At 56.1% G+C, this 21207-nt stretch carries 18 protein-coding genes; 7 read left to right on the plus strand and 11 right to left on the minus strand.

The window, feature by feature from the left end:
- Positions 1 to 356: 356 nt before the first annotated feature.
- The 5 genes from LNA76_RS07485 to LNA76_RS07505 are packed head-to-tail and all read left to right on the plus strand — an operon-like array spanning position 357 to position 5043.
- Positions 357 to 818 carry a DoxX family protein gene (locus tag LNA76_RS07485; RefSeq protein ID WP_121738659.1) on the plus strand — a complete coding sequence of 154 codons (462 nt, stop codon included), beginning with the start codon at positions 357 to 359 and terminating at the stop codon, positions 816 to 818.
- Between the two features lie 52 nt (positions 819 to 870).
- Positions 871 to 1317 (plus strand): carboxymuconolactone decarboxylase family protein, encoded by a 447-nt coding sequence (locus tag LNA76_RS07490; RefSeq protein WP_108727249.1) that lies wholly within the window; start codon positions 871 to 873, stop codon positions 1315 to 1317.
- Positions 1318 to 1351: 34 nt separating this feature from the next.
- Positions 1352 to 2926 carry a class I adenylate-forming enzyme family protein gene (locus LNA76_RS07495; protein ID WP_230018648.1) on the plus strand — a complete coding sequence of 525 codons (1575 nt, stop codon included), beginning with the start codon at positions 1352 to 1354 and terminating at the stop codon, positions 2924 to 2926.
- Between the two features lie 12 nt (positions 2927 to 2938).
- Positions 2939 to 3676, plus strand: a complete 738-nt coding sequence (locus LNA76_RS07500) for an SDR family oxidoreductase (RefSeq protein WP_094196236.1) — start codon at positions 2939 to 2941, stop codon at positions 3674 to 3676.
- 32 nt (positions 3677 to 3708) lie between these two features.
- Positions 3709 to 5043 carry an aldehyde dehydrogenase family protein gene (locus tag LNA76_RS07505; RefSeq protein WP_094196235.1) on the plus strand — a complete coding sequence of 445 codons (1335 nt, stop codon included), beginning with the start codon at positions 3709 to 3711 and terminating at the stop codon, positions 5041 to 5043.
- Positions 5044 to 5200: 157 nt separating this feature from the next.
- On the opposite strand, the gene LNA76_RS07510 is transcribed toward LNA76_RS07505, so the two are convergent.
- The 6 genes from LNA76_RS07510 to LNA76_RS07535 all read right to left on the minus strand — a co-directional run bounded on the left by LNA76_RS07510 (position 5201) and on the right by LNA76_RS07535 (position 11523).
- Positions 5201 to 6793: a phytoene desaturase family protein gene (locus LNA76_RS07510; RefSeq protein ID WP_094196234.1), complete on the minus strand. Its 1593-nt coding sequence runs from the start codon at positions 6791 to 6793 to the stop codon at positions 5201 to 5203.
- Positions 6794 to 6897: 104 nt separating this feature from the next.
- Positions 6898 to 7725: an SDR family oxidoreductase gene (locus LNA76_RS07515; RefSeq protein WP_230018649.1), complete on the minus strand. Its 828-nt coding sequence runs from the start codon at positions 7723 to 7725 to the stop codon at positions 6898 to 6900.
- A gap of 9 nt (positions 7726 to 7734) precedes the next feature.
- The gene (locus LNA76_RS07520; RefSeq protein ID WP_042488957.1) at positions 7735 to 8343 is read right to left on the minus strand and encodes a cysteine hydrolase family protein; all 609 of its coding nucleotides are present in this window, start codon (positions 8341 to 8343) and stop codon (positions 7735 to 7737) included.
- Entirely contained in the window at positions 8343 to 8879 is a 537-nt protein-coding gene (locus LNA76_RS07525; protein ID WP_094196231.1) for an aromatic-ring-hydroxylating dioxygenase subunit beta, read from the minus strand. The genes LNA76_RS07520 and LNA76_RS07525 overlap by 1 nt, the downstream gene beginning before the upstream one ends.
- Positions 8880 to 8911: 32 nt before the next feature.
- A complete protein-coding gene (locus LNA76_RS07530; protein ID WP_230018650.1) occupies positions 8912 to 10303 on the minus strand; it encodes an aromatic ring-hydroxylating dioxygenase subunit alpha in 1392 nt (463 codons plus the stop codon).
- A gap of 38 nt (positions 10304 to 10341) precedes the next feature.
- Complete coding sequence (locus LNA76_RS07535; protein ID WP_094196229.1) at positions 10342 to 11523, minus strand: ABC transporter substrate-binding protein; 1182 nt, start codon at positions 11521 to 11523, stop codon at positions 10342 to 10344.
- 305 nt (positions 11524 to 11828) lie between these two features.
- On the opposite strand from LNA76_RS07535, the gene LNA76_RS07540 reads away from it, so the two are divergent.
- Entirely contained in the window at positions 11829 to 12815 is a 987-nt protein-coding gene (locus LNA76_RS07540; RefSeq protein ID WP_094196228.1) for a helix-turn-helix domain-containing protein, read from the plus strand.
- Here the strand turns inward: LNA76_RS07540 and LNA76_RS07545 are convergent.
- Together LNA76_RS07545 and LNA76_RS07550 are read right to left on the minus strand one after the other, a co-directional pair.
- Positions 12812 to 13972, minus strand: a complete 1161-nt coding sequence (locus LNA76_RS07545) for a 2-methylaconitate cis-trans isomerase PrpF family protein (RefSeq protein WP_230018651.1) — start codon at positions 13970 to 13972, stop codon at positions 12812 to 12814. The two genes, LNA76_RS07540 and LNA76_RS07545, sit on opposite strands and share 4 nt — an antisense overlap.
- Positions 13973 to 13976: 4 nt before the next feature.
- Entirely contained in the window at positions 13977 to 14984 is a 1008-nt protein-coding gene (locus LNA76_RS07550) for a GntR family transcriptional regulator (protein WP_094196226.1), read from the minus strand.
- A 234-nt stretch (positions 14985 to 15218) separates the two neighbouring features.
- Here LNA76_RS07550 and acnA point away from each other — a divergent pair, with 234 nt between their 5' ends.
- Positions 15219 to 17873: an aconitate hydratase AcnA gene (gene acnA / locus LNA76_RS07555; RefSeq protein WP_094196225.1), complete on the plus strand. Its 2655-nt coding sequence runs from the start codon at positions 15219 to 15221 to the stop codon at positions 17871 to 17873.
- A gap of 34 nt (positions 17874 to 17907) precedes the next feature.
- On the opposite strand, the gene LNA76_RS07560 is transcribed toward acnA, so the two are convergent.
- From LNA76_RS07560 to LNA76_RS07570, 3 genes are all read right to left on the minus strand, one after another.
- Positions 17908 to 18438 carry a CinA family protein gene (locus LNA76_RS07560; protein ID WP_230018653.1) on the minus strand — a complete coding sequence of 177 codons (531 nt, stop codon included), beginning with the start codon at positions 18436 to 18438 and terminating at the stop codon, positions 17908 to 17910.
- Between the two features lie 124 nt (positions 18439 to 18562).
- The gene (locus tag LNA76_RS07565; protein ID WP_094196223.1) at positions 18563 to 19027 is read right to left on the minus strand and encodes a MarR family winged helix-turn-helix transcriptional regulator; all 465 of its coding nucleotides are present in this window, start codon (positions 19025 to 19027) and stop codon (positions 18563 to 18565) included.
- The gene (locus LNA76_RS07570; protein ID WP_230018654.1) at positions 19027 to 20946 is read right to left on the minus strand and encodes an FUSC family protein; all 1920 of its coding nucleotides are present in this window, start codon (positions 20944 to 20946) and stop codon (positions 19027 to 19029) included. The genes LNA76_RS07565 and LNA76_RS07570 overlap by 1 nt, the downstream gene beginning before the upstream one ends.
- Positions 20947 to 21207 lie beyond the last annotated feature (261 nt).

Below are 21207 nucleotides of genomic sequence, written 5' to 3' on the forward strand. Positions count from 1 at the left end.
TCAATTTCGAGTCGCCCAGGCAGCAAGCCAGTCAACACACGAACCCAGGCTTAAAAAAACCCTTACAAGCAGGCACAAAAAAGAGAAAAACCTAAAAGAATAATCAAAGGAAATTAAAAAACAATAAAAACCCCATAAAACAAAAAGCATTATTCATAATCATTTTTTTGATTAAAAATTAAGTTATTCTTGCAGCATGCTTTAACTATAAGACGGCTATAAAAAACAAAAAAGCAAATAAAACAAACAATCAGGTGACGAATAATTAACAAAAAAAATAACAATGAAAACAATTAGCCGATAAATAATCAGGTGACTTGAAATCGTTTTTTTGAAACACAAAGAAAGGAATAATTGTGCCCTCTACCGAACACAGCAAAGAAACCAACATGACATTCATCGTGATTTTTCTCAGGCTGTCACTTGCCCTCACACTTTTATCTGCGGTGGCAGACCGCTTTGGGCTTTGGGGGGCACTGAATAATTTCGATATCACATGGGGTGGAATGAACCGATTCCATCAAGATGTAGCGGTGCTAACGCCGTGGCTTTTTTCAAGCGCCATTCCCGCACTGAGCTGGTTCGTCACTCTTTTGGAATTACTGCTAGGCATTGCCTTACTGCTTAACTACAAAAGCGCACTGGCCGCTCTGATCAGCGGTGTGCTGTTTTTGATTTTTGCTCTGAGCATGAGTTTTTTTCTAAGCACAAAGCTCATGATCAATTTCAACGTCCTGGTCTGCTCGGCCAGCGCCTTTCTGTTATGGCAACTCGAAAAATACCGAACCGGCCAAAACGATAGCAAAACCCAAGGCTAAAACCGGCGTACTCACAAGAACGCCCCCCTTTTTCCCACTGACAGGAGATCCCGTGTCTGAGACTCGACTTAACCCATCTAATTTGTCCCCCAACATCTACAAGACCATCGTCAAGTACGACGCCCAGATCTACAGCGAGACCACACTGAACAAAGAATTGATTGAGCTGGTCAAGGTCAGAATCTCGCAACTGAACGGCTGCGCATTTTGCATTGATGTCCATAGCAAACATGCGCTGAGCCTGGGCATTTCCGAACGAAAACTGCTGCTTTTAAATGCGTGGAAAGAAGCCCCCCTGTTCACCGAGCAAGAGCAGGCCGCGCTGCGCTGGGCTGAGCAAGTGACCTTTATCCAGAATCTGGAAGACAAGCAGACGCAACTGCATGAACTCAAGGCTCACTTCAATGACAAGGAAATCGTTGATCTGACGTATCTGATCGGTTTGGTCAACGTCTGGAACCGGTTGGCCATCAGCATGAACTACGAAATCAGCCGCTAACAAACAGACCATTTTCCATACAAGAGGGTGACGTATGATCGACGAGCTGCATCTGGATGAACTGCTCAATGACGAGCATCTTGGAGCAGGCAATTTCATCCACAAAATCCATGAGAAGTTCTATCAGGGTAGTGATAAAAAGATTCTGTCCCTGATCGACAATGAAGCGTGCAGAAAGCAGGATTTCTCTATTCAGGAAATCATTGAAACGGCCAGACGGATTGCTTCATCCTACGAACAAACAGGTGTCAAACCCAAGGAAGTGGTCAGCCTGTATTTTCAGGACAGCATCGACTACTTCTTGCATTTCTTGGCCTTGAACAGCATTGGGGCCATTCCGGCACTGATCAATGGCGAGCTGAACACTGATATTTTGCTCAAGTTCCTGCACAGCGTGCGCCCCAACCACCTTGTCATCACACCCGAAAAAGAAGCGGAGATCACAAAGGTGTTCGCACAAGCGAACTACAGCTTGCCCGTACACACGATTGACGCGCTAAAAACACGACAACAAACCCCGTCACGACCTTTCTATTCGCATGAACCACAAGACGTGATCATGATTGGACACACATCGGGGACCACCGGCATTCCCAAGGCGGTCATTTTCACGCATGAGTCCATGTTTCATGGCGTCAGGTCGCAGGTCAAGAAACAGAAAGGGGACCATATCCTGTCCATCTTGCCCCACTCTCATGGGGCCTCGATTTCACTGCTGATGCTCTCTTTCACCCGTGGAGCACACGTCACTATCCTCAGCAAGAAAGATCCCGCAACCATTATCCGGGCAGTGCGGGAAACCCGTCCCAATGTGGTGATTGCTTTTCCGAAAGTCTATGTGGACCTGTGCCGCCACACACTGGACAAATCCGACTTCCAATCCGTCAGCTACTGGATTGCAACCGGCGATGCCAGCCATGAAAAACACATCAGAAAACTGATCTCCCTGGGCCATCACGAGCGGGACGGGCAAACGGTTCCAGGCTCGTTTTTTGTCGACAATCTGGGTTCGTCGGAATTTGCCTTTGCCATTTTCAGAAACGTCCACTCTCCCCAGTCCGACAATTACAAGCGTTGCATTGGAAAACCGTTTCCCTGGGTTGACGTGGCTGTTTTCAATGAGCAAGGACAGTACCTGCAAGAAAACAGCGTAGGCCGACTGGCGGTGAAATCCAAATCGGTCACGCAGGGATATTGGAACAATCACTCCCTGACTGAAATGAACAAGATTGACGGCTATTGGCTGACGGGCGATCTGGTCTATTTCGATGAAAAGCGGAATTTCTATCACGTAGATAGAACCAACGATTCACTCTCGTTTAATAACGTGGAAATTTATAGTTGCCAGATCGAAGAAGCGATTATGGCGGAAATCAATGAAGTCTTCGAGGCCACGGTCATCATGACCGATAACAATGAGTTGGTCGCCTATATCGAACTGCTTGATTCCTGCGCAGCGTCAAAGGATGAAATCACCGAACAAGTCAATCAGCTCATGCGTCAAAAAAACTGGCCGGCCCTGTCCACGATTGAACTGCAGTCTGCCAACGAATTCATCGGCGTAACGGGCAAGAAACTGAAAAGACAGCTACGTGAATTGGCACACTAATAAGGAAACACCATGCAAAAAACATGCCTGATCACCGGAGCCAGCAGAGGGATTGGCTATGAAACCGCCAAGGGCCTGGGCCATCAAGGCCATAAGGTTTACATCACGGCCCGCAATAGTCAAAAGGGCCAGGAAGCGGCCCAGAAACTGAGTCAGGAAGGCATACAGGCCCGCTTCATTGAACTGGACATTACAGATCCGCAATCCATTGTCCGTGCACGCACGCAATTGGCCCAACACGAGGAAAAGCTGGACGTGCTGATCAATAACGCCGGCATTATGATCGACTCCATTTTCACCCCTGACAAGGTTTCGTTTGAAGACTTTTCCTCTACCTTGTCGACCAATACCACCGGCCCCTACTTTCTTATCCAGGAATTCATGCCGCTGCTGGCCAAATCGGCCGATGCACGCGTTATCAATATGTCCAGTGACCTGGGAGCCATGACCCAGGCCTCGGACCCACAATCCCGATTCGACGCTGTACTGGCCCCTGGCTACCGTATTTCCAAAGCGGCATTGAATATGGTCACGCTGATTTATGCCAAACACTTTCGGGACACTGACATCAGCATCTGCTCCTGCAGCCCTGGCTGGTGCCAGACCAGTCTGGATCCCCACATTGACTCCTCCAAGGCGCCCAACACGGCCGTCGATGGTGCTCAAACACCGATCTGGCTTGCCTCAGAGGCCAACAAAGCGGACATCAACGGTCAGTTTTTCTATAAAAAATCCACCATCAACTGGTAGCGTTTTTCATTACGATACCGAAGGAGAGCCCTATGGACACCCTAGCCTCACCAGAACACAGCCTTGCAGACAGCGCCCTGGTCACCGTCCAGAACGCCGTTCAGGCGCAACCCGCACTCGAACAAGCCAGCGACGAGCAAATTGATGCGTTGATTACCGACATTGCCCAGGCATTTGAACAAAAACTGGAGTACTGGGCCCAAACCGAACTGGACGCCACGCGCATCGGTAACCTGCCTGACAAGATACACAAGCTTGGCTTGGTCACCGACCGGGTTTACCGGGAACTCTACGGTGAAAAAACCTATGGCCGCCTGCATGGCAGCAAAACCTTTATTGAATACGCCAGTCCGGTAGGCGTCATTTTCGCCATTGTTCCGCTGACCAATCCGGTACCAAATTCGCTGTTCAAAACCCTGCTCAGCCTCAAGACCCGAAACGCCCTGATTCTGAGCTATCCCCGCAAATCGGATCAACTGGGAGCGCAGGTGGTGGCCACGGTTCAAGCGATTCTAAAAAAGCACCACCTGCCTGAAACGCTGATTCAAGCCGTGCAGACGCCTTCGCGTGAGACGACCCAGCTCATCATGCAGTCGGACCAGGTCTCCTTGATTCTGGCAACCGGTGGCGGCGACCTGGTGAAAACGGCCTATAGCTCCGGCACTCCAGCCATCGGAGTCGGCCCAGGCAATGTCCCGGTCTATGTCAGTGCCAGCGCAGACCTGTCACAGGCAGCCGACGATATTTTGCAAGGCAAAACCTATGACAACGGCATTGTGTGCGGCTCTGAAAGCAACATCATTATTGATGAGCGCGTGTACGAGGAATTTGTCGAGATTTTGAAACAGAAAGGGGCGCTGTTGATATCAGAAAAACAGCATATTGATGCCCTTTTTGACGACAGCACAGGACGACTACACCGCACACTGATTGGTGTTGACGCCATGACCTTAGCCAAGCAAATGGATGTAGACAGCCCCACACCGATCAAGCTGATTCTGATTGCCGCCGATCCCGAGCAGCACGCCTTCTTGAGCCGGGAAAAAATGGCTCCGATTGTGACGCTGTACAAATCTGAGGCCGGCCAGGGAATCAGTCTGGCGGCACAATTGCTGTGGCAGGAAGGAGCCGGACACTCGGCCGTCATCCACAGCAAAGATCAGGACGAGATTCATCAGTTTGCCAGCACCCTGCCCGCCGGACGCATTCTGGTCAATATGCCCGCTACCCAAGGCATGTTGGGCATCAGTTCGGATATCCCGCTCTCATTCATGCAAGGGTCGGGTTCCTGGGGAGGCAATATTTCTACCGAGCCCGTGCATTGGCGGCATCTGGTCAACATCAAGCGCCTGACGTTCAAAAAATAAGCCCCAGGGCTGCAGCAGGCCCGCTTCCTTGCTGATCCGGCGATAGCCTTTCGGGAAGGATACGAGGCCTGGACAGCCATGCCCGCCCCATGAAAACAGGCCAGACAGACCTCACTGCGGTCTATCTGGCCTGTCACGTTTCCCGAAACGCGCTTCCCTAACGAATCTGCTCCGCCACCATGAATCCGGACGCCCCTGCCAAGCCTGGGCCCGGGTGAGTAGACGCACCGATGTGGTAGACGTTTTTGTACGGGGTTGCGTGGGAGCGTGCACCATTACTGGCCGCAAAGGGGCGCATCCAGAAGAACTGGTCGGGCGAGCAGATGCCCGAATACGGGTCACCGCCCACCAGGTTGCAGTTGATGGATTCCAGATCAGCCGGCGAGAGCACTTTCTGGCCCACGATTTGTTGACGCAAACCGGGCATGACGCCTTCCAGTTGGTCGATGATGCGCTCGGCCACGGCCTTGCTGACGTCTTCAGTCCATTTGCCGTCGGCAGGCACATCGATTTTGCCAGCCGCATCGCCACGCAGCTTGGACGGCATATCCTGCATCTGCATCCACAGTATCCATTTGCCTTCCGGCGCACGGCTGGGGTCCAAAGAGCATGGTTGGCCAATCGCCACGGTGAACTTGGCGGGGATCAAGCCATTATTGGCCTGGGCCACGCTCATGCTGACGTCCTCCAGGCTGTCGGACAGGTGCAGCAAAGGCACTTTCAGCAGCTCTGGATCGCTCCAGTTCGGCATGCTGTCCAGCGCCAGATGAATTTGCATGTCGCCACGGCCAAAACGGTAGGCATTGGCTTGCTCACGTACTTGAGTGGGTGCGCCCGGTAACAGGCGACCATAAAGCTGTGGCGGCGTGACGTTGCACACCACATGGCTGGCTTCGTAGACCTGGTCACCGGCACGTACGCCACGGGCTTTTTGTCCTTCCAGCACAATTTCTTCCACTTCGGTATTCAATTGAATACGGCCACCGGCCTTTTCAATAATGGCGCATAGCGCACGCACCAGATTCTGACCACCGCCTTTCACCACCGGCATACCACCGGCCACCACGGCGGCAAAAGTCAGCTTGCCGATCAGGGCCGAGCAAGCGTCGTCAGGGCCCAGGCCCGAGTGCAAGACCCAGGGAGCCATCATGCCACGCACACGGTCATCTTTCAGTTCACGGTCAGCCCAGCGGCGGAAGGACTCCAGGGACTCACGTCCGTACTGAACCATGCCGTCCATGCGGCGCTTGCGCCATTGCGAGAACAGCAGACCCAACAAACCACGGCTGTAAGGCTCGGTACCCAGCAAGCCAAAGGTCAGGCCGGCATCGCGCTCGAACAACTGACTGCACATGGCGCCGAAGGCATCGCCATCGCCTGCTTGCAAAGCATTGATACGCTGAATCGAATCGCCCACATCATGGCGCAAGGCCATCCCCTTGCCATCGCTACCCACCACGCCAGTGGTATAGCCGTTTTCCAGAAACTCCACGCCCTGGGCGGCCAGATCATCCTTTAGGCGGGCATAGGCAGCACCGGAGGTGAACAAGGGGTACCACGACGACAGCAGTTCATGGGTAAAACCGGGAAACAACTCCTCGGTACGGATACACCCACCCGCACGGTCGTTACGTTCCAGTACTAGGACTTGCTTGCCCTTTTGCGCCAGCAACGCCGCGCATACCAGGGAATTGATGCCACTGCCCACCACAATGACGGAATACGATTTTTTATTTGTTGAGTCTGTCATCCCACACCTTTTTTAAATTGCCCTGAACGGGGTCAGGGCTTGTGAACACGCAGCAAGAAACAGGTGTCAACAAGCCCTGGACCTCTTTTACCGCACTTTTCTATTTATGAGCCAGACGACTGCGCCTGCCAGCGTTCAAACCAGTGACGGGGCGACTTGCCCTGCTCGGGCCCGAGCACGGAAAAGCCACCATCAACGGGCAGATCAATCCCTGTCATCCAGGAGGCGGCGCCCGACACGGCAAACAAGACCACTTGGGCCACTTCTTCGCCGGAACCGACTCGGCCCAAAGGATGCACCTGCGCCCCCACCTGATTGGCCAGTTCACGCGAACCACCACTCATGCGTTCGACCGACGGCGACCAGGTCCAGGCGGGCGATACCGTCAGCACACGAATCCCCGATGGAGCCAATTCCACGGCCAAGCTTTTGGTGAACTGCAGGATGGCCGCTTTGGAAGCCGGATACAGCGCACGTCCGGCCACGCCGAATTTGCCACCCGTACTACCCATATTGATGATGACACCACCCTGCCCCATATGTGGCGTGGCTTTCTGGGCCAGAATCGCGCTGGAGATCAGATTCACATCCAGCGTCTGATGCCACAGCTCCCGGCTGGAAGCCAGTCCCTCGTCCCCATAGGAACAGGCATTGTTCACCACAATGTCGATGCGTCCAGTTTGTGCCAATGCGGCCTGCACGCAGGCATCCAGCTGCGCATCATCACAAATATTGGCAGCCATGAACTGGGCCTTGCCCACGGCCTGCAAGCGCGCTTCGGTACGCTGACCCTCCTCCTGACTGCGCCCCACAATCAGCACCCACGCACCGGCGTCGCACAAGGCCAGGGCGATATCCGCCCCCAGCCCTTGCGTGGACCCGGTCACGATGGCGACCTTACCCTGTAAATTCACCTTCATGTCCTGCTGCATGTGCTTCTCCTACTGTGCTTGTGGTGCGCCAAAGACGGCTGCCCAATCCTCGTCCCGATCAATATGAGCAATCAGGCTCATGCTGGCCAGCGAGGCTTCATGCGTAGCTGGTGGAGCGCCACAGGCGCTGGCCACCACCGCCACCTCATAGCCCATGTCTACGGCATGGCGCACCGTGCTTTCCACCACGGAATGGGTGGCCACACCGGCAATCACCAGACGCTCCACCCCCAGACGACGCACCACCGGCTCCAGCGCGGAACCAAAGAAAGCGTTGATGCGCGTGTGATGGACTTCAAACTCGTTGGGCAAGGGAGCCAGCCCGTCAAAGAACTGGGCTCCCCAACTGCCGGTCTGCATAGCACCGATGCGTTTCACATTGTGCAGAATCGGTGCATTGCACAGCAGATCGGCATAGTCAGGCCGATAGCCCACCCGCACATGCACAATAGGCACGCCCTGTGCGCGGGCCTGCGCCAGCAAACGGCCTGCGGCCTCGATCAGAGCCTGACGCTGGGGGCTGTTGGCCTCTACCCCCACACGGATCAGACCATCAGCGTGCAGGACGTCGTTCTGATAATGCAGGGCCAGCAAGGCGGTGTGATGGGCTGCCGACATTAGATGTATACCTGAATGGCGCCGTGAACCGCGTCACGATCCACTAGGTTCACCTGCTTCATGCGCAGTTTCCAGCCACCGCCTTCCTGGGCTTGCAGCTTGTGAATCAGACTACCCACACGGTAGACCGGATCTTTACCGCGCCACTCCATGGAGTGAAAACTGGAGCGCACCACCAGGTAACCTTCCGGATCGGTGCCGTCGATCATCAGATTGCCCAGCACGCGGCAGGACTGGGTAATCGGCTGCTGGGACCAATTGCGGTGGTTCTCCAGACGACGAATACGCAGTTCACGCAGCAGCTTGTTTTCCCAGCATAGGGAAATGTGCTCGTACGGGCTTTCCTGATCGTAGCTGTGAGGAATCCAGTACATGCCTTCCTCGGTCCACAGATCCAGCCATGCTTGCCAGCGACGTTCATCCAATAGACGAGCTTCGTGATAGATGAACTGCTCTACTTCGCGAATGGCTTCCAGACTCAGATTCACAGGCGTGACCTGATCCACGCTGACGTCAAAATCAATATCAAACAACATAAGAATTCTCCTTGGCTCGGACAGCAGCCCGCTTAAGCCTGTGTTGCGGGGGCAATAGGCTCACCAGAGGCCGAGCGCACGGTGGCTTTACCACTGTCTTGCGACTGCGCAGGCGCATCATAAATAGTGGTGGTCATGAAGTGTTTCCAGGCGCGGAACTGGTTGCGCATGGGCAATTCACTGGTGCCGTTGGTGGCCACCATGCCGCCTTCGATAGGCTTATCGGTGCCGTCGTAGCGGTGCATGCTGATCCATTCGCCGCCATGGGTCTTATTGCCTTCCTGGCAACGGCCATAGACTTCGATATCGTCCGGCATCACATTGGACGAGGGCGAGTTGATCAGATTGGCATACATCAGGCCACGCTTGTAGATATCGTCCGGAGCGCCTTTCAGGCGGAACAACTGGATCTCCACGTGGGTGCGGTCCACCGCTACCGGACGAATCACACGGAACTGCTGGAACACAGTGTGTGGCGAGCCACTGCCGTAAATAATGCTGTTATGACGGTTCTCGCCCAGAATGTTCAGGGCTTTTTCTTCACCATAGGCTCCTTTCAGGGTTTCGTAGTGCGCCTTGGTGACCGGGTCGGTTTCGATGGCCCCTGGATTGAAAATGCCTTCCATGTAGCCGTGGCCATTATCAAACGCGTACAGATCCAGCTTTTCCCAGAAACCGTAAGGCTCACCATTTCCGTCCATGATATGCAGTTCCAACGGCATGGAACCGTAATCCTCGGCCTGTTCGCGGGCAGCCACGTAGGACGACTCATGCGTGACATTCGCGTGCATGGTGTCGTGCAGGTTTTCGTAAAACACTTTCCAGTTGGAAGGCTGCCAGACCTTGAAGCTGCCACCGGCCACTTCCACTTCACCCACAGGCGAGCGATCGCACAGATTGTCGATGGAGGTGATGATGGGGCCTAAAAACTCTTTCAGATCCGGGCCGTGGGCGCTTTGACAGGCGAACACAAAGCCACGATAGCTTTCCACACGAGCCACACGGCGCATGGAGAAGTCCGGGTGCTTGGGATCAAAGCAGGTGTTTTCCAGGCCGTTTTTCATGGGCGCGGCCAGATGCTGGCCGTCCAGCTTGAAGGTCCAGGCGTGGTAAGGGCAGCGGAAGAACTTGCCGGCATTGCCACAGCCATCGGCCACCACTTTCGCGCCCTTATGTGGACAACGGTTGTACAGCACGTACACCTTCTTGTCGCTGCCGCGCACCATGATGACGTCCTGACCACCCAACAAAGTAGTGTGGTAGTCGCCCGGCTTAGGCACCTGGCTGTCGTGGCCGATGTAGATCCAGGCACGGCCATAAATGCGTTCCATCTCCAGACGGAAGATTTCAGGGTCGGTATAGACCGATTTATGTACGCTGTCTCCCCGCACCAATGCGGACAACTGTTCGTTGCTATAGCTCATCATTACCTCCTTGCTGCCGGATGCTTGACGCACCCTCTTTATGACTTTTCCATCTTGCACTGCGGTGCAAAATGATCCTGGAACTGCTCGAATACGGTGGACACAATCTTGTTGCTCATCTGGCCTTTGTCATTCGGGGCCACTTCGCGCATGTAGTAGGTCTGCACCGGATACTGGTTGTTGTTAAAGGCAAAAGCCCCGCGCACGGACTCGAACGGTGCGCTGCGCAAGGCTTTGCGCAAGGCCTCGCGGTCGGTGGCGGCCTTGGGATCAGACTTCAATGCGCCATCCAGCAACAAAGCAGCGTCATAGCCCTGGGAGGCATACATGGACGGCAGGCGACCGTAGGTCTTTTCAAACTCCGCCACAAAACGCTTGTTGGCGGGGTTATCCAAATCCGGCGACCATTGGGCGGCGTTGGCCATGCCCTTCATGGACTCGCCAATAGCACCAATCGTGTCCTGGTCAGCCGAGAAACCAGGGGTATATACGGCCATCTGCGTAGACAGACCCGAGTTGATCAACTGCTTGATAAAAGACACGCCCATACCGCCGGGCAGGAAGAAAAACACCGCATCCGCACCCGAAGCCCGCATCTGGGCCAATTCGGCGGCGTAATCCATCTGGCCAACCTTCACATAAACTTCGTCGGCAATCTCTCCCTTGAACAGGCGCTTGAAGCCTTCAATGGACTCACGTCCACCGGGATAATTGGGGGCGATCAAATAGACTTTCTTGTGCGCCTGATCGGTCACGTACTTGCCCATGGCGGCAGGGATATCCTCGTTCTGCCAGGACACGCTAAAGAAATTGGGGTTGCAATGCTCACCCGCATACTCAGCCGGGCCCGTGTTGGCGGAAATATAGACGGTGTCGCTGCCCATAATCGTGGGCATCACGGGCAGCAGCACGTTGGAAAAAGCAATGCCGGTAATGACATCGACCTTGTCGCGCTTGACCAGACGGTCCACTGCTTGACGGCCTTCCATCGGTTTTTGCTGATCGTCCAGCACCGCCAAGGTCACATCCACACCACCGAACTTGCCGCCCGAGTGGTTCAGGCCCAGCTCGAAACCATCACGGATTTCCTGGCCAATAGCCGCACCAGGGCCGGACAAGGTGGTCAATAGCCCCACCTTGAATACTTCCTGACTGGACGCCGGGCTACAGGCCAGGGCCAAGGCCAGCGTGCTCATACAAAACGCTACTTGTTTTTTCATGTTTGTCTCCGTCCTCTGTCTGTCAAAAAACTGGACTTCAGGTCTGCCTGGGATCACCCCCACTACGACGGAAGCTGTGTATCACTGACGCCTGTGGTTTGTGCGGCGCTTGTCCTGCAGGCCGCAGAGAACGGCCCCAAGGGACTACGTGAATACAGCAATTCCCAGTCGTATCCCAATCTGCTAAGGTGCCGGGACAGGATTACTGTTTTAGGTTTGAAATACATTAGACCGGCTCAGAACAGGCGGCTATCCAGATTCGGCAAGCCTTATCCCTAACCGGCAAAAATTTGGAGACACACATCATGCAAGCGTGGTTTATGTCAGGGCTGGCCCCCTTGCAACACAGTGCGCCGCGCTTTGAATCGCGCTGCCCGGACCAGACACGCAGCGAGACCGCCGGTTTTCTAACCGAACACCGTCTGACCTGGAATGACGGCCCAGTCGACGCGTCCCTGCGCTACGCCAGCAGCCACAGTTTTTCCTTTGTCTTGCTGAAATATGGCGCGGCGGTGCAGGTATCGCCCGGCATTCTGGAAGACTTTTTGCTGTTTCAAGTCCCCATACAGGGACGATCCTGTATTCGGGTTGGTCGGGAGTACGTCCAGGCCAACCCTAACATTGCCAGCGTGATCTCCCCTTCCCTCCAGGTTGAACTGGATTGGGAACAGGGCTGTGAGCAGTTTTTAGTGAAGATCCCACGCCACAGGCTGGAAGAAGTGGCCCGGCAGACCTTGGGCTTGAGCTTGGATCGGCCCATTGAGTTTGCGGCGGGCATGTCTCTGGACTCGCCACACGGCTGTGCCTGGCAGCACCAGATTGGCAGCTTGCTGGCCTATGGCGGGCATTTGCCGCCGGAAATGGATCAGTGGTCGCGTCAGGCCGAGGACAATCTTCTGCTGCATCTGTTCCATACCCAGCCGGGTAACTACAGCCAGCAATTGCAGCAAAGCGTGCGCCCGGCCAGTTCGCGCCGGGTACAAAGAGCCGAAGATTTCATGCGGGCCAGCCTGGACGAGGCCCTGACGCTAGAGCAAATCGCCACTGCTGCCTGTGCCAGTGTACGCAGCCTGACCTTGGCGTTCCGTACGGAACGGGGGCTAAGCCCCATGCAGTTCTTAAAGCAGATTCGTTTGGAAGCGGCCCAACAGGCCATCCGCCACGCGGTGCCGGGCACCCAGGTCAGCGAGATTGCCTTGCGCTGTGGGTTTAACCATTTTGGCCGCTTCTGTGCCGACTACAAGTCCCGCTTCGGGCGTTCGCCCTCGCAGGACTTGCGTATCGTGGATTAGTCCTTCAGGGCCTTGCCGGGAACCCAGACACGGCCATCAAACAGACGGCGCGCCGTACGGTAGAAGGAACCAGCCTTGGCATACCACTGGCCGTCTTTCTTTTCCACTTCCGCACCAACTGTCAGTACGCCAGAGGGCATGCCCAGACGCAGCGGGCCTTGCGGGGCAACCGAGTCGGACAGGCATTGCGAGGGCAGACTGCCCGTCAAACGAGCCGCCACAGCGGTACACAAGGAGATGGTCAGTGGCAAGGCGCGGTGCGGCTGGCCGTTGGAAATCACGCGGGCAACCAGATCAATCTCTTGGGCGGGAACCACGTCGCCGGACAAGGTGGGGTTGTCCTGGGCGGGCGACACGATGCAGACAAAGGGCACGATGCGAATCTGACGCGCAGCGTCCACATCCGGAGCAATACCCATGCGTACCGAAGCCTGTACACGAATCGCGTCCAAACGCTCCAGCACTTCAGGGTGCGATTCCAGCCAATCAGGCAGTTCAAGACCGGTCAGGCCCACATCCGCAGCACGTACAAACACCGCCGCATTGGCCGCGTCCACCAGCGACACCTCGATACGGCCTACGCCAGGGACATCCAGCCATTCGGTCAATTCACCACTAGGCAGCAAGGAACCGGTAGAAGCACCTCCTGGTTCTACAAAGTCCAGACGGATAGGCGAACCTGTGCCGCCTACGCCGGGAATGGACAGATCGCCGTCGTAACGGGGCTGACCCTCTTCCACCGTGAAATGAGCGTGGATGATCTTGTTGGTATTGGTATTGAGGATGCGCACACACGCTTCACCGTCCTGAACCTTGACCATCCCTTGCTCAACAGCGTAGGGGCCAACTGCCGAGCTCATATTGCCGCAGTTGCCGCGGTAATCCACCTTCTCTTCCTTGATCGCCACTTGCGCAAAGGTGTAGTCCACATCGGCGTCCGGATGGCTGGACGGGCCGATAATACAAACCTTGGACAGGGAAGAAACACCACCGCCCATACCGTCCAGTTGGCGACCGTAAGGGTCCGGCGTACCCATGGCGGCGGAAAACAGAGGCGTCCAGTCGTCGCGCTCGGCAGGCAGGTCTGAAATATTGAGCATCAAGGCTTTGCTGGTGCCACCACGCATGAACACGGCGGGAAGGGATTTTTGCTTCATCACGTTATTCCTGGTTCTTGGCTTGCGCCATTAAAGAAAATTGCGCCGTCTCCTGCATGGGTTCGGCGTGAGAGACAATCGGTTCACTAAAAGAGTCTGATCGGGTCGTGCGCTGCTGTTGTCGTTCCAGTTGCTGCACTTTTTCCTCGCTGGCATTGCCCAGATGGCGGGCCAGCAAGGCGGAGGCTTGAGCGCGCTCGCCCTTTTCCAGCAAATCCAGAATCGCCAGATGCTCCAGGCATTGACGACGAATACGTTCCCGATCCAGCGTTTCCTGATATTCCAGCAAGCGCCGCAACTGGTTTTGACGCGTCACCGTCTGGGCGATAAAGCGATTGCCGGACAAGGAGGCCAAAGCCTCATGGAAGGTGGCATTGGCCTGATACATCTCGGCATGCCCGGCGTGACGCCAGCCGCCGTCGGCCAAGGCTTGCTGTTGCAGCCGCACACGGCGCAAAACGGTGGAGTCAATGGCAAAACCGGGCAGCAACATGGCGGCGGGTTCCAGCATCTGACGCAAGGTATAGCTTTCTTCGCAGGCCTGGGGGCCGTCAATCATGGGCAGGAAAGACCAGCCTTTGCTGGCACGTTGCTCTATCCAGCCCTCATTAGCGGCACGAGCCAGAATACGGCGCACACGTTCGCGCGTCAGACCGTAACGGCGCATGGCGTCGTTTTCCGACAAGGTATCACCCCAGATGCCCGAGAGCTTGTCGCGGGCCAGTTGCAAATAGATCTGGTCGTCCTGGCTGGTGCCCAGCTCCTCTTCGATCACACCGAGCTGGTCCGCCCCTTTCAACAGGTACAAGCCACGCCGAGGTGGCTGTGCGCCCACAATCCCTTTTTCCGCCAGATAGGCCAGCGCCCCGCGTATGGGCGAGCGCGAAGCACCCAGCGCCTCGGCCAGAGATTGTTCCGTCAAATGATGCCCGGCCTGCAAATGCCCGGCCCGCACGTAATCCAGCAGGCGATGCGCCAAAGTGACATGCAAAGAATTGGATTGGCTTTTCATGCCGACATTCCTAAAAATCGAAGCGATCCTGGATCGTTTTATTGTATTATATACAAACAAAATACAATTTAATTGTTTTACAAAGGCTCCAGACGCATAATTTTGTTGGGATTATTCTTGTCGAAAGCCCGCTGACATCGCGCGAATCCACACGGATTCACACAGCGATGACGTAGTCAGAGGGCCCTCAGGTCGGCCCCCTCCAACCTTCTCATTACGGATGAATCGTTTGCCATGTCTCAGTCTCTTGCCCTAGAAACGCTGTCCCTGAACGGACGTTCCGTACGTTACGTTCCTATCGCCGACATACCCGGTATTGAAAAACTGCCGTATTCGCTGCGCGTTCTACTGGAAAACCTCTGTCGTCAAAAGGCCGTGCGTCACGCCGACGTGGATCAGGAGATTGATTCCCTGCTCCAGCGCAAGGTGGGCGACGGCATCACTTTCTACCCTGCCCGCGTATTTGGTCAGGACATTCTGGGTTTGGTGATGTTGCTGGATATGGCAGCTTTACGCGAAGGCGTTGAGGCCGCCGGTGGCGACGCCAGCCGCGTTCGGCCACAGGTGCCTATCGACGTCATTATTGACCACTCCCTGCAAGTGGACAGTTGGGCCAACCCCAAGGCGGCCGACATCAACCTGGCGCGCGAATACCAACGTAATGGCGAGCGCTTTGCCTTCCTGCGCTGGTGTTCCAGCAACTTTGATGGCGTCAAAGTCGTGCCGCCCGGCAAAGGCATCATGCACCAATTGCACATCGAGCATATTGGCCAGGTTGTCTGGACCGAGGAAGGCAAGGACGTGGATCTGGTCTACCCAGATAGCTGTGTGGGCACCGACAGCCACACCCCTATGGTCAACGGCCTGGGCATTCTGGGCTGGGGTGTTGGGGGTATTGAAGCCGAAGCCGTGATGGTGGGTCTGCCCGTTGCCATCGCCCTGCCTGCCGTAGTGGGTATCGAGCTGACCGGCAAGATGAATGACGGCGTGCTACCTACCGACCTGGTGTTGGTCATTACCCAGAAACTGCGCGAACTGGGCGTGGTGGGCAAGTTTGTGGAGTTCTTTGGCCCCAGCGTGGACGAGCTGTCCCTGGGCGACCGCGGCATGATCGCCAATATGGCCCCTGAATACGGCGCCACCGCCGTATTCTTCCCGATTGACGACGCTGCCCTGCACTACATGCACATGACGGGCCGTCCACAAGAACAGATTGATCTGGTTGAGCAATACAGCAAGGTTCAAAAGCTGTGGCGCGATCCAGCTGCTCCCGCTCCTGTTTACGACACCGTACTGAAACTGGATCTGAGCAGCATCAAACCCAGTCTGGCTGGCCCCAGCAATCCCGAAGATCACCTGGATCTGGATACTGCGGCCCAGTCCTTCCCCGCCCATCACCAGAAAATTGCTGGCCGTCCTTACGACCCGCAACGTGCGGTGCCCGTGGAAGGCGAGGACTTTGTTCTGAATGATGGCGATGTGGTCATTGCCGCTATTACCTCCTGTACCAATACGGCCAACCCCGCCAATATGATGGCCGCCGGTTTGCTGGCCCGTAACGCCGTGGCTCGTGGTCTGCGCAGCAAGCCTTGGGTCAAGACTTCGCTGGTGCCCGGTAGCCAGGTCACTGCCGACGTGCTGGAACGCGCCCAACTGCAAGATGACCTGGATGTGCTGGGCTTTAACATTGCTGGTTTTGGCTGCACCACGTGTAACGGTGGTTCGGGCCCGCTGCCTGCCAATATCGTCAACGCAATTGAGTCGGAAAAGCTGATTGCCACCGCCGTGCTGTCGGGCAACCGCAACTTTGAAGGCCGTATTCACGCCAACGTGCGTGCTGCTTACCTGGCATCGCCCGCTCTGGTCGTGGCCTACGCCCTGGCCGGCAACCTGAATGTGGACCTGACCCGCGACTCGCTGGGCAAGGATCAGGACGGTAAAGACGTCTACCTAAGCGACATCTGGCCCAAATCGGCCGAAGTGCAAGAAGCTATCCACGGCGCTTACGACCGCGACCTGTTCATCGAACGCTATGCCGAGCTGTACGACGGCGGCGAACCTTGGGACGCCCTGGCCCGCGAAAGCAATGGCGGCCACTACCCATGGGAAGCCGACAGTACCTACATCCGCAAACCGCCTTACTTTGACGGCCTGCAACGCGAGCCCGCCCCCGTGGCCAACCTGCGCGGCATGCGTCCGCTGGCGATTTTGGGTGACTCCATCACCACCGACCACATCTCGCCATCAGGTTCGATCAGCCTGGGTACGCCTGCCGCTGACTTCCTGCTGTCCAAGGGGGTGGAGCAAAAAGACTTCAACAACTACACCACGCGTCGTGCCAACCACGAAGTGGTCAAACGTGCGACCTTCGCCAACATCCGTCTGCGCAACAAGATTGTTCCCGGCGTGGAAGGCGGTGTCACCAAGGTGATGCCTGAAGGCGAAGTGATGCGTATTTTTGAAGCAGCCCAAGCCTATCAAGAGCGTCAGGTTCCCCTGCTGGTGATTGCCGGCAAGAACTACGGTTGCGGCTCCTCGCGCGACTCCGCCGCCAAGGGCCCCGCTTTGCTGGGTGTCAAGGCCGTGGTCGCAGAAGGCTTCGAGCGCATTCACCGCACCAACCTGGTCGGTATGGGTGTGCTGCCTCTGCAGTTCCAGGACGGCACCAATGCCGACACCCTGGGTCTGGATGGCACCGAAACCTTTGATGTGAAAGGCCTGGAAGAAAACCTGGGGGTACGTTCCCAAGCCGAACTGATCATCCACCGTCTGGATGGCAGCACCCAGTCCGTGCCGGTGATCGTGCGTCTGGATACGGTCGAGGACATGGAGTACTGGCGCCACGGCGGTATCCTGCCACGCGTCTGGCGCAAGTACCTGGAGAACTAAGCCTGTGCAGGCTTAGCTCATCCAGCTAGCAGTATCAAACGCCAGGGGTCACACCCTGGCGTTCTTGTTTGGCCAGCCGCAACCAATGCTCGATGCGCAGCAAGGCGTGATGCGCACTTTGCTGACGGATTTCATCCCGCGTCCCATCAAACACAATGGTTTCGGTATAGGCGACCAAAGGATCATATTTATCCTGCGGCTTGAACAGCCAGGCAAAACATTGCGTCCCGGCCGGAATCTGCGGCTCTGCAATATCGTCCGCCACCCCCGTATTGGCAATGATCACATTGGCCGGAGTCAATTCCGCCGCTCCTTTGGCCATAGCCCGTGCCACTGCCTCACTGCACAGATTGTTTTCTGACAGCACCCGCTGATCGACGCCCAGGCATCGATACTTGGCCTGCGGCGAATAAGTCACAAAAGCACAATCCAGTACGGTTGCCGCCCCCGCTTGGTCAGCCAGCGTGGACGCAATCAGACCTGCTGTGCAGGATTCTGCGGTTGCCAGCGTCAGCCGGGCCTCGGTCATGGTTTTAACCAAGCGAGCAAGATCTACATCGTTCATGGCATACCCTCCTTATTGCTGAAACAAGGACGGTTCATTCAACCATAAAGTAAAAAAGCAGGAAACCAGCTCCTGCTTTCTGCTCACCATCGGGAACATGCGCTTACGCTGCCCAGAAACTTGATCAGTCCCCAAACAGGCTGGACATATCCGTTGCTTCCAGCCCCAGATTGCTAGCCAGTTGATCAAAGCAGCGCAAGGCCGCTTCTATATCCTCGTCCGGGATCCCTTCAAACAAGGGAGCACGAGATTGGCGCAGCAATTCCAGCAAACGTTTGTGAAAGTCGCGCCCTTTATCGGTCAGGCACAAAAGGCGTGCACGCTTGTCCTGCTCGTCGGGCAGGCGCGCCAGCAGGCCGCCAGACTCCAACTGATCGATCAGACGCACCAGCGTTGGTCCCTCCAGCCGCATCATGCGTGCCAGTTGCCCTTGCCGTATCGGTTCACCCAACTGAGCCAGATAACGGATAGGCAAAATAGTGGCCTCGGACACACCGTAACGCACCAGGGTCTGATCCAATTCACGACGGTAAAGGCGCGCCAGCACAATCATGGACAAGCCGAACCTTTCATAAAGTTGGTGATTCATCAGGAGGTCTCCACAGCGCGCGGCATAGCATTAGGCGGGTAAGCATAAACCAAAACCGGTGTGGCCCCTTGCAGGGACTGGGCGACGTCCAATATCGCCTGCGCTAAAACAGTATCGCTGCAAGATTGGCTGATGCGCTGCAATTGTTGGGCCAATTCCTGCGGCTGGTGCTCAAACCCTTCCAGCAGCTCACCTACCAGCGATACACACGCCTGCTGCTGCGACCCGCGCTTGGCCAGGCGTTTGAGTTCAATCACGCCACGCCCCAAATTGATCAGTGACAACAGGCCCGGCGGAGTCTGTTCCCCCATCCAGTGCAATAACTGCACCCATTGCCGGGCCACTCGCCCACGCCATACACGAAACAAACGGGGGCGGGAACGACGTATCAAGGGATACAGCTCACGCACGACTCGCCGCACCAGCGCTTGGCCACGAGGATGCGTACGACGCGGCAAAAGGAAAAAAGCGCTGCACACCACCGCCGAACCCGCCAGCAAAGGCAGGGATTCTTTCAGGATGATGGGTCCAGTCACCGCTGCCATTCCCGCCTGGCTGGCCAACTGAAAACACATATTCGCATCCAGCGCCCAAGCCGATGTTGGACGATTTGCACGCAACAAGCCGCCGATCACCACAAAGGGCAGTACCGAGGCAATCACCTGCCAGTCCGTCACCAAATGCCCCTGAAGCAGATAACGATACAAACTGGCCACCACCACACCCACAGTAATCCCGGTAAACATGGTGCGACTCATTAACTGCGGGCGCGGCATGGAGCCCAGAATGATGGAGAAGGTACACACCCCCATGGCCATCAATTCCAGCGCCGGGCTGGACAAGGCAAAGGCAATTGCCCCGGCACTAAAAGCCGCCAAGCCACTGATCAGTCCCGTGCGAGTTGCCAAGGGCCAATCTACAGAAATAGCGGGAGTGGTCAGAAAGCGGTGGCGACCACGTCGGGCGGGCGCCTGAGTGGCAAACAAACCTTCTTCTGCCCGTTGGATTTGCCCCATGGCACGGCGCAAACGGGCCAGGCTGATTTGCCCCTCCTGTCTGGCTGCCGTCTTTGCCAGCACCTTCAAAGGCTGACCGTCCTGCAGGCGTTGCGCCTGCTCCAGCAAGGACGATGCATAATCAGCGGCGGGGCACCGCCCTCTTTCTCTTTGACGCACAATCATTTCACTGGCAGCCAGCAACTCGATCACCGCATACAAAAACGCATCCACATAAGGCAAGCGGCGATACGCATCCCAGGAACCAGCCGCCAAAATACGGGCTTGGCCGTCCAGGTCCACCATCTCCTGGCGGATCCGGCTGAACAAGGCCTGATCCGGCTGTGCATAAGACGGTCCCAAGGCGTGCGCCGCCAAACGCAAGGCATCAGCTGCCAAAACACGCACACGCTGGTAATACGTCTTGCGCTGACTGCGCGGTGTCGTCCGTGAACACAACAAGGTTGTCACCAGCACCCCGATCAAGGTGCACTCCACCCGCGACAAGGCCAAGTCCAGCGACGTATCCGGTGCCAGCACAGACGGCAAGACCACCACACCAATGGTGATGCCTGCCAACATGGGCAAGTAGGACAAGGCACCCCGCAACACGTGGGTCAAAGCCGACGCCACGCCCACCACCAGCGCCATACCCAACAATTGCAAATAGGCGTTGGGCAAATGCAAAAACGCCAAGCCCAGCCCTGCTCCTATCAAGGTTCCCAAAATTCGCCACAAGGCCCGCTCATACACCAGGCCCCGATAGGCCTGGGACAAGACCCACACCGGCATGGCAGCCCAAAAGGGGTTATCAACGGACAACAAAACAGCAATAGCAAAGGACAGCCAGGCAGCCATGGCCATATTCAGGCCATGCAAGAGCGCAGGCCGATCCAGCTGCATCCAGGGAGAAAAGGCAAACATAAGAAAATGGAAACTGAACAGTCGCTAAAGCATGATTATATAGATAGCTTACCTACCTATTCAATTAACACCCGCCTTTAAGGGATAAACACCCCGCGCCTGACCCCTATTTATCAGCCACCTCATTGTTCATTGTCAGTTTTCATAAACTATCGCTCTGCAGACATGGTCAAACCGTACGGGACCGTTCTATGATGTTGGCATCCTGATAGGCGGGTACCCGAAATCCCGCCCTATCACCCCGTTTTCTTGGCAGGAGTC

Origin of the sequence: Alcaligenes sp. MMA, from assembly GCF_020907215.1 — a bacterium.
Lineage (GTDB): Bacteria > Pseudomonadota > Gammaproteobacteria > Burkholderiales > Burkholderiaceae_B > Alcaligenes > Alcaligenes aquatilis.

Bases quoted from the DNA above. Each gene is read 5' to 3' on its own strand.
- LNA76_RS07495 (WP_230018648.1), top strand. From the start codon at position 1,352: ATGATCGACGAGCTGCATCTGGATGAACTGCTCAATGACGAGCATCTT.
- LNA76_RS07500 (WP_094196236.1), top strand. From the start codon at position 2,939: ATGCAAAAAACATGCCTGATCACCGGAGCCAGCAGAGGGATTGGCTAT.
- LNA76_RS07505 (WP_094196235.1), top strand. From the start codon at position 3,709: ATGGACACCCTAGCCTCACCAGAACACAGCCTTGCAGACAGCGCCCTG.
- LNA76_RS07510 (WP_094196234.1), bottom strand. From the start codon at position 6,793: ATGACAGACTCAACAAATAAAAAATCGTATTCCGTCATTGTGGTGGGC.
- LNA76_RS07515 (WP_230018649.1), bottom strand. From the start codon at position 7,725: ATGCAGCAGGACATGAAGGTGAATTTACAGGGTAAGGTCGCCATCGTG.
- LNA76_RS07520 (WP_042488957.1), bottom strand. From the start codon at position 8,343: ATGTCGGCAGCCCATCACACCGCCTTGCTGGCCCTGCATTATCAGAAC.
- LNA76_RS07525 (WP_094196231.1), bottom strand. From the start codon at position 8,879: ATGTTGTTTGATATTGATTTTGACGTCAGCGTGGATCAGGTCACGCCT.
- LNA76_RS07530 (WP_230018650.1), bottom strand. From the start codon at position 10,303: ATGAGCTATAGCAACGAACAGTTGTCCGCATTGGTGCGGGGAGACAGC.
- LNA76_RS07535 (WP_094196229.1), bottom strand. From the start codon at position 11,523: ATGAAAAAACAAGTAGCGTTTTGTATGAGCACGCTGGCCTTGGCCCTG.
- LNA76_RS07540 (WP_094196228.1), top strand. From the start codon at position 11,829: ATGCAAGCGTGGTTTATGTCAGGGCTGGCCCCCTTGCAACACAGTGCG.
- LNA76_RS07545 (WP_230018651.1), bottom strand. From the start codon at position 13,972: ATGAAGCAAAAATCCCTTCCCGCCGTGTTCATGCGTGGTGGCACCAGC.
- LNA76_RS07550 (WP_094196226.1), bottom strand. From the start codon at position 14,984: ATGAAAAGCCAATCCAATTCTTTGCATGTCACTTTGGCGCATCGCCTG.
- acnA (WP_094196225.1), top strand. From the start codon at position 15,219: ATGTCTCAGTCTCTTGCCCTAGAAACGCTGTCCCTGAACGGACGTTCC.
- LNA76_RS07560 (WP_230018653.1), bottom strand. From the start codon at position 18,438: ATGAACGATGTAGATCTTGCTCGCTTGGTTAAAACCATGACCGAGGCC.
- LNA76_RS07565 (WP_094196223.1), bottom strand. From the start codon at position 19,027: ATGAATCACCAACTTTATGAAAGGTTCGGCTTGTCCATGATTGTGCTG.
- LNA76_RS07570 (WP_230018654.1), bottom strand. From the start codon at position 20,946: ATGTTTGCCTTTTCTCCCTGGATGCAGCTGGATCGGCCTGCGCTCTTG.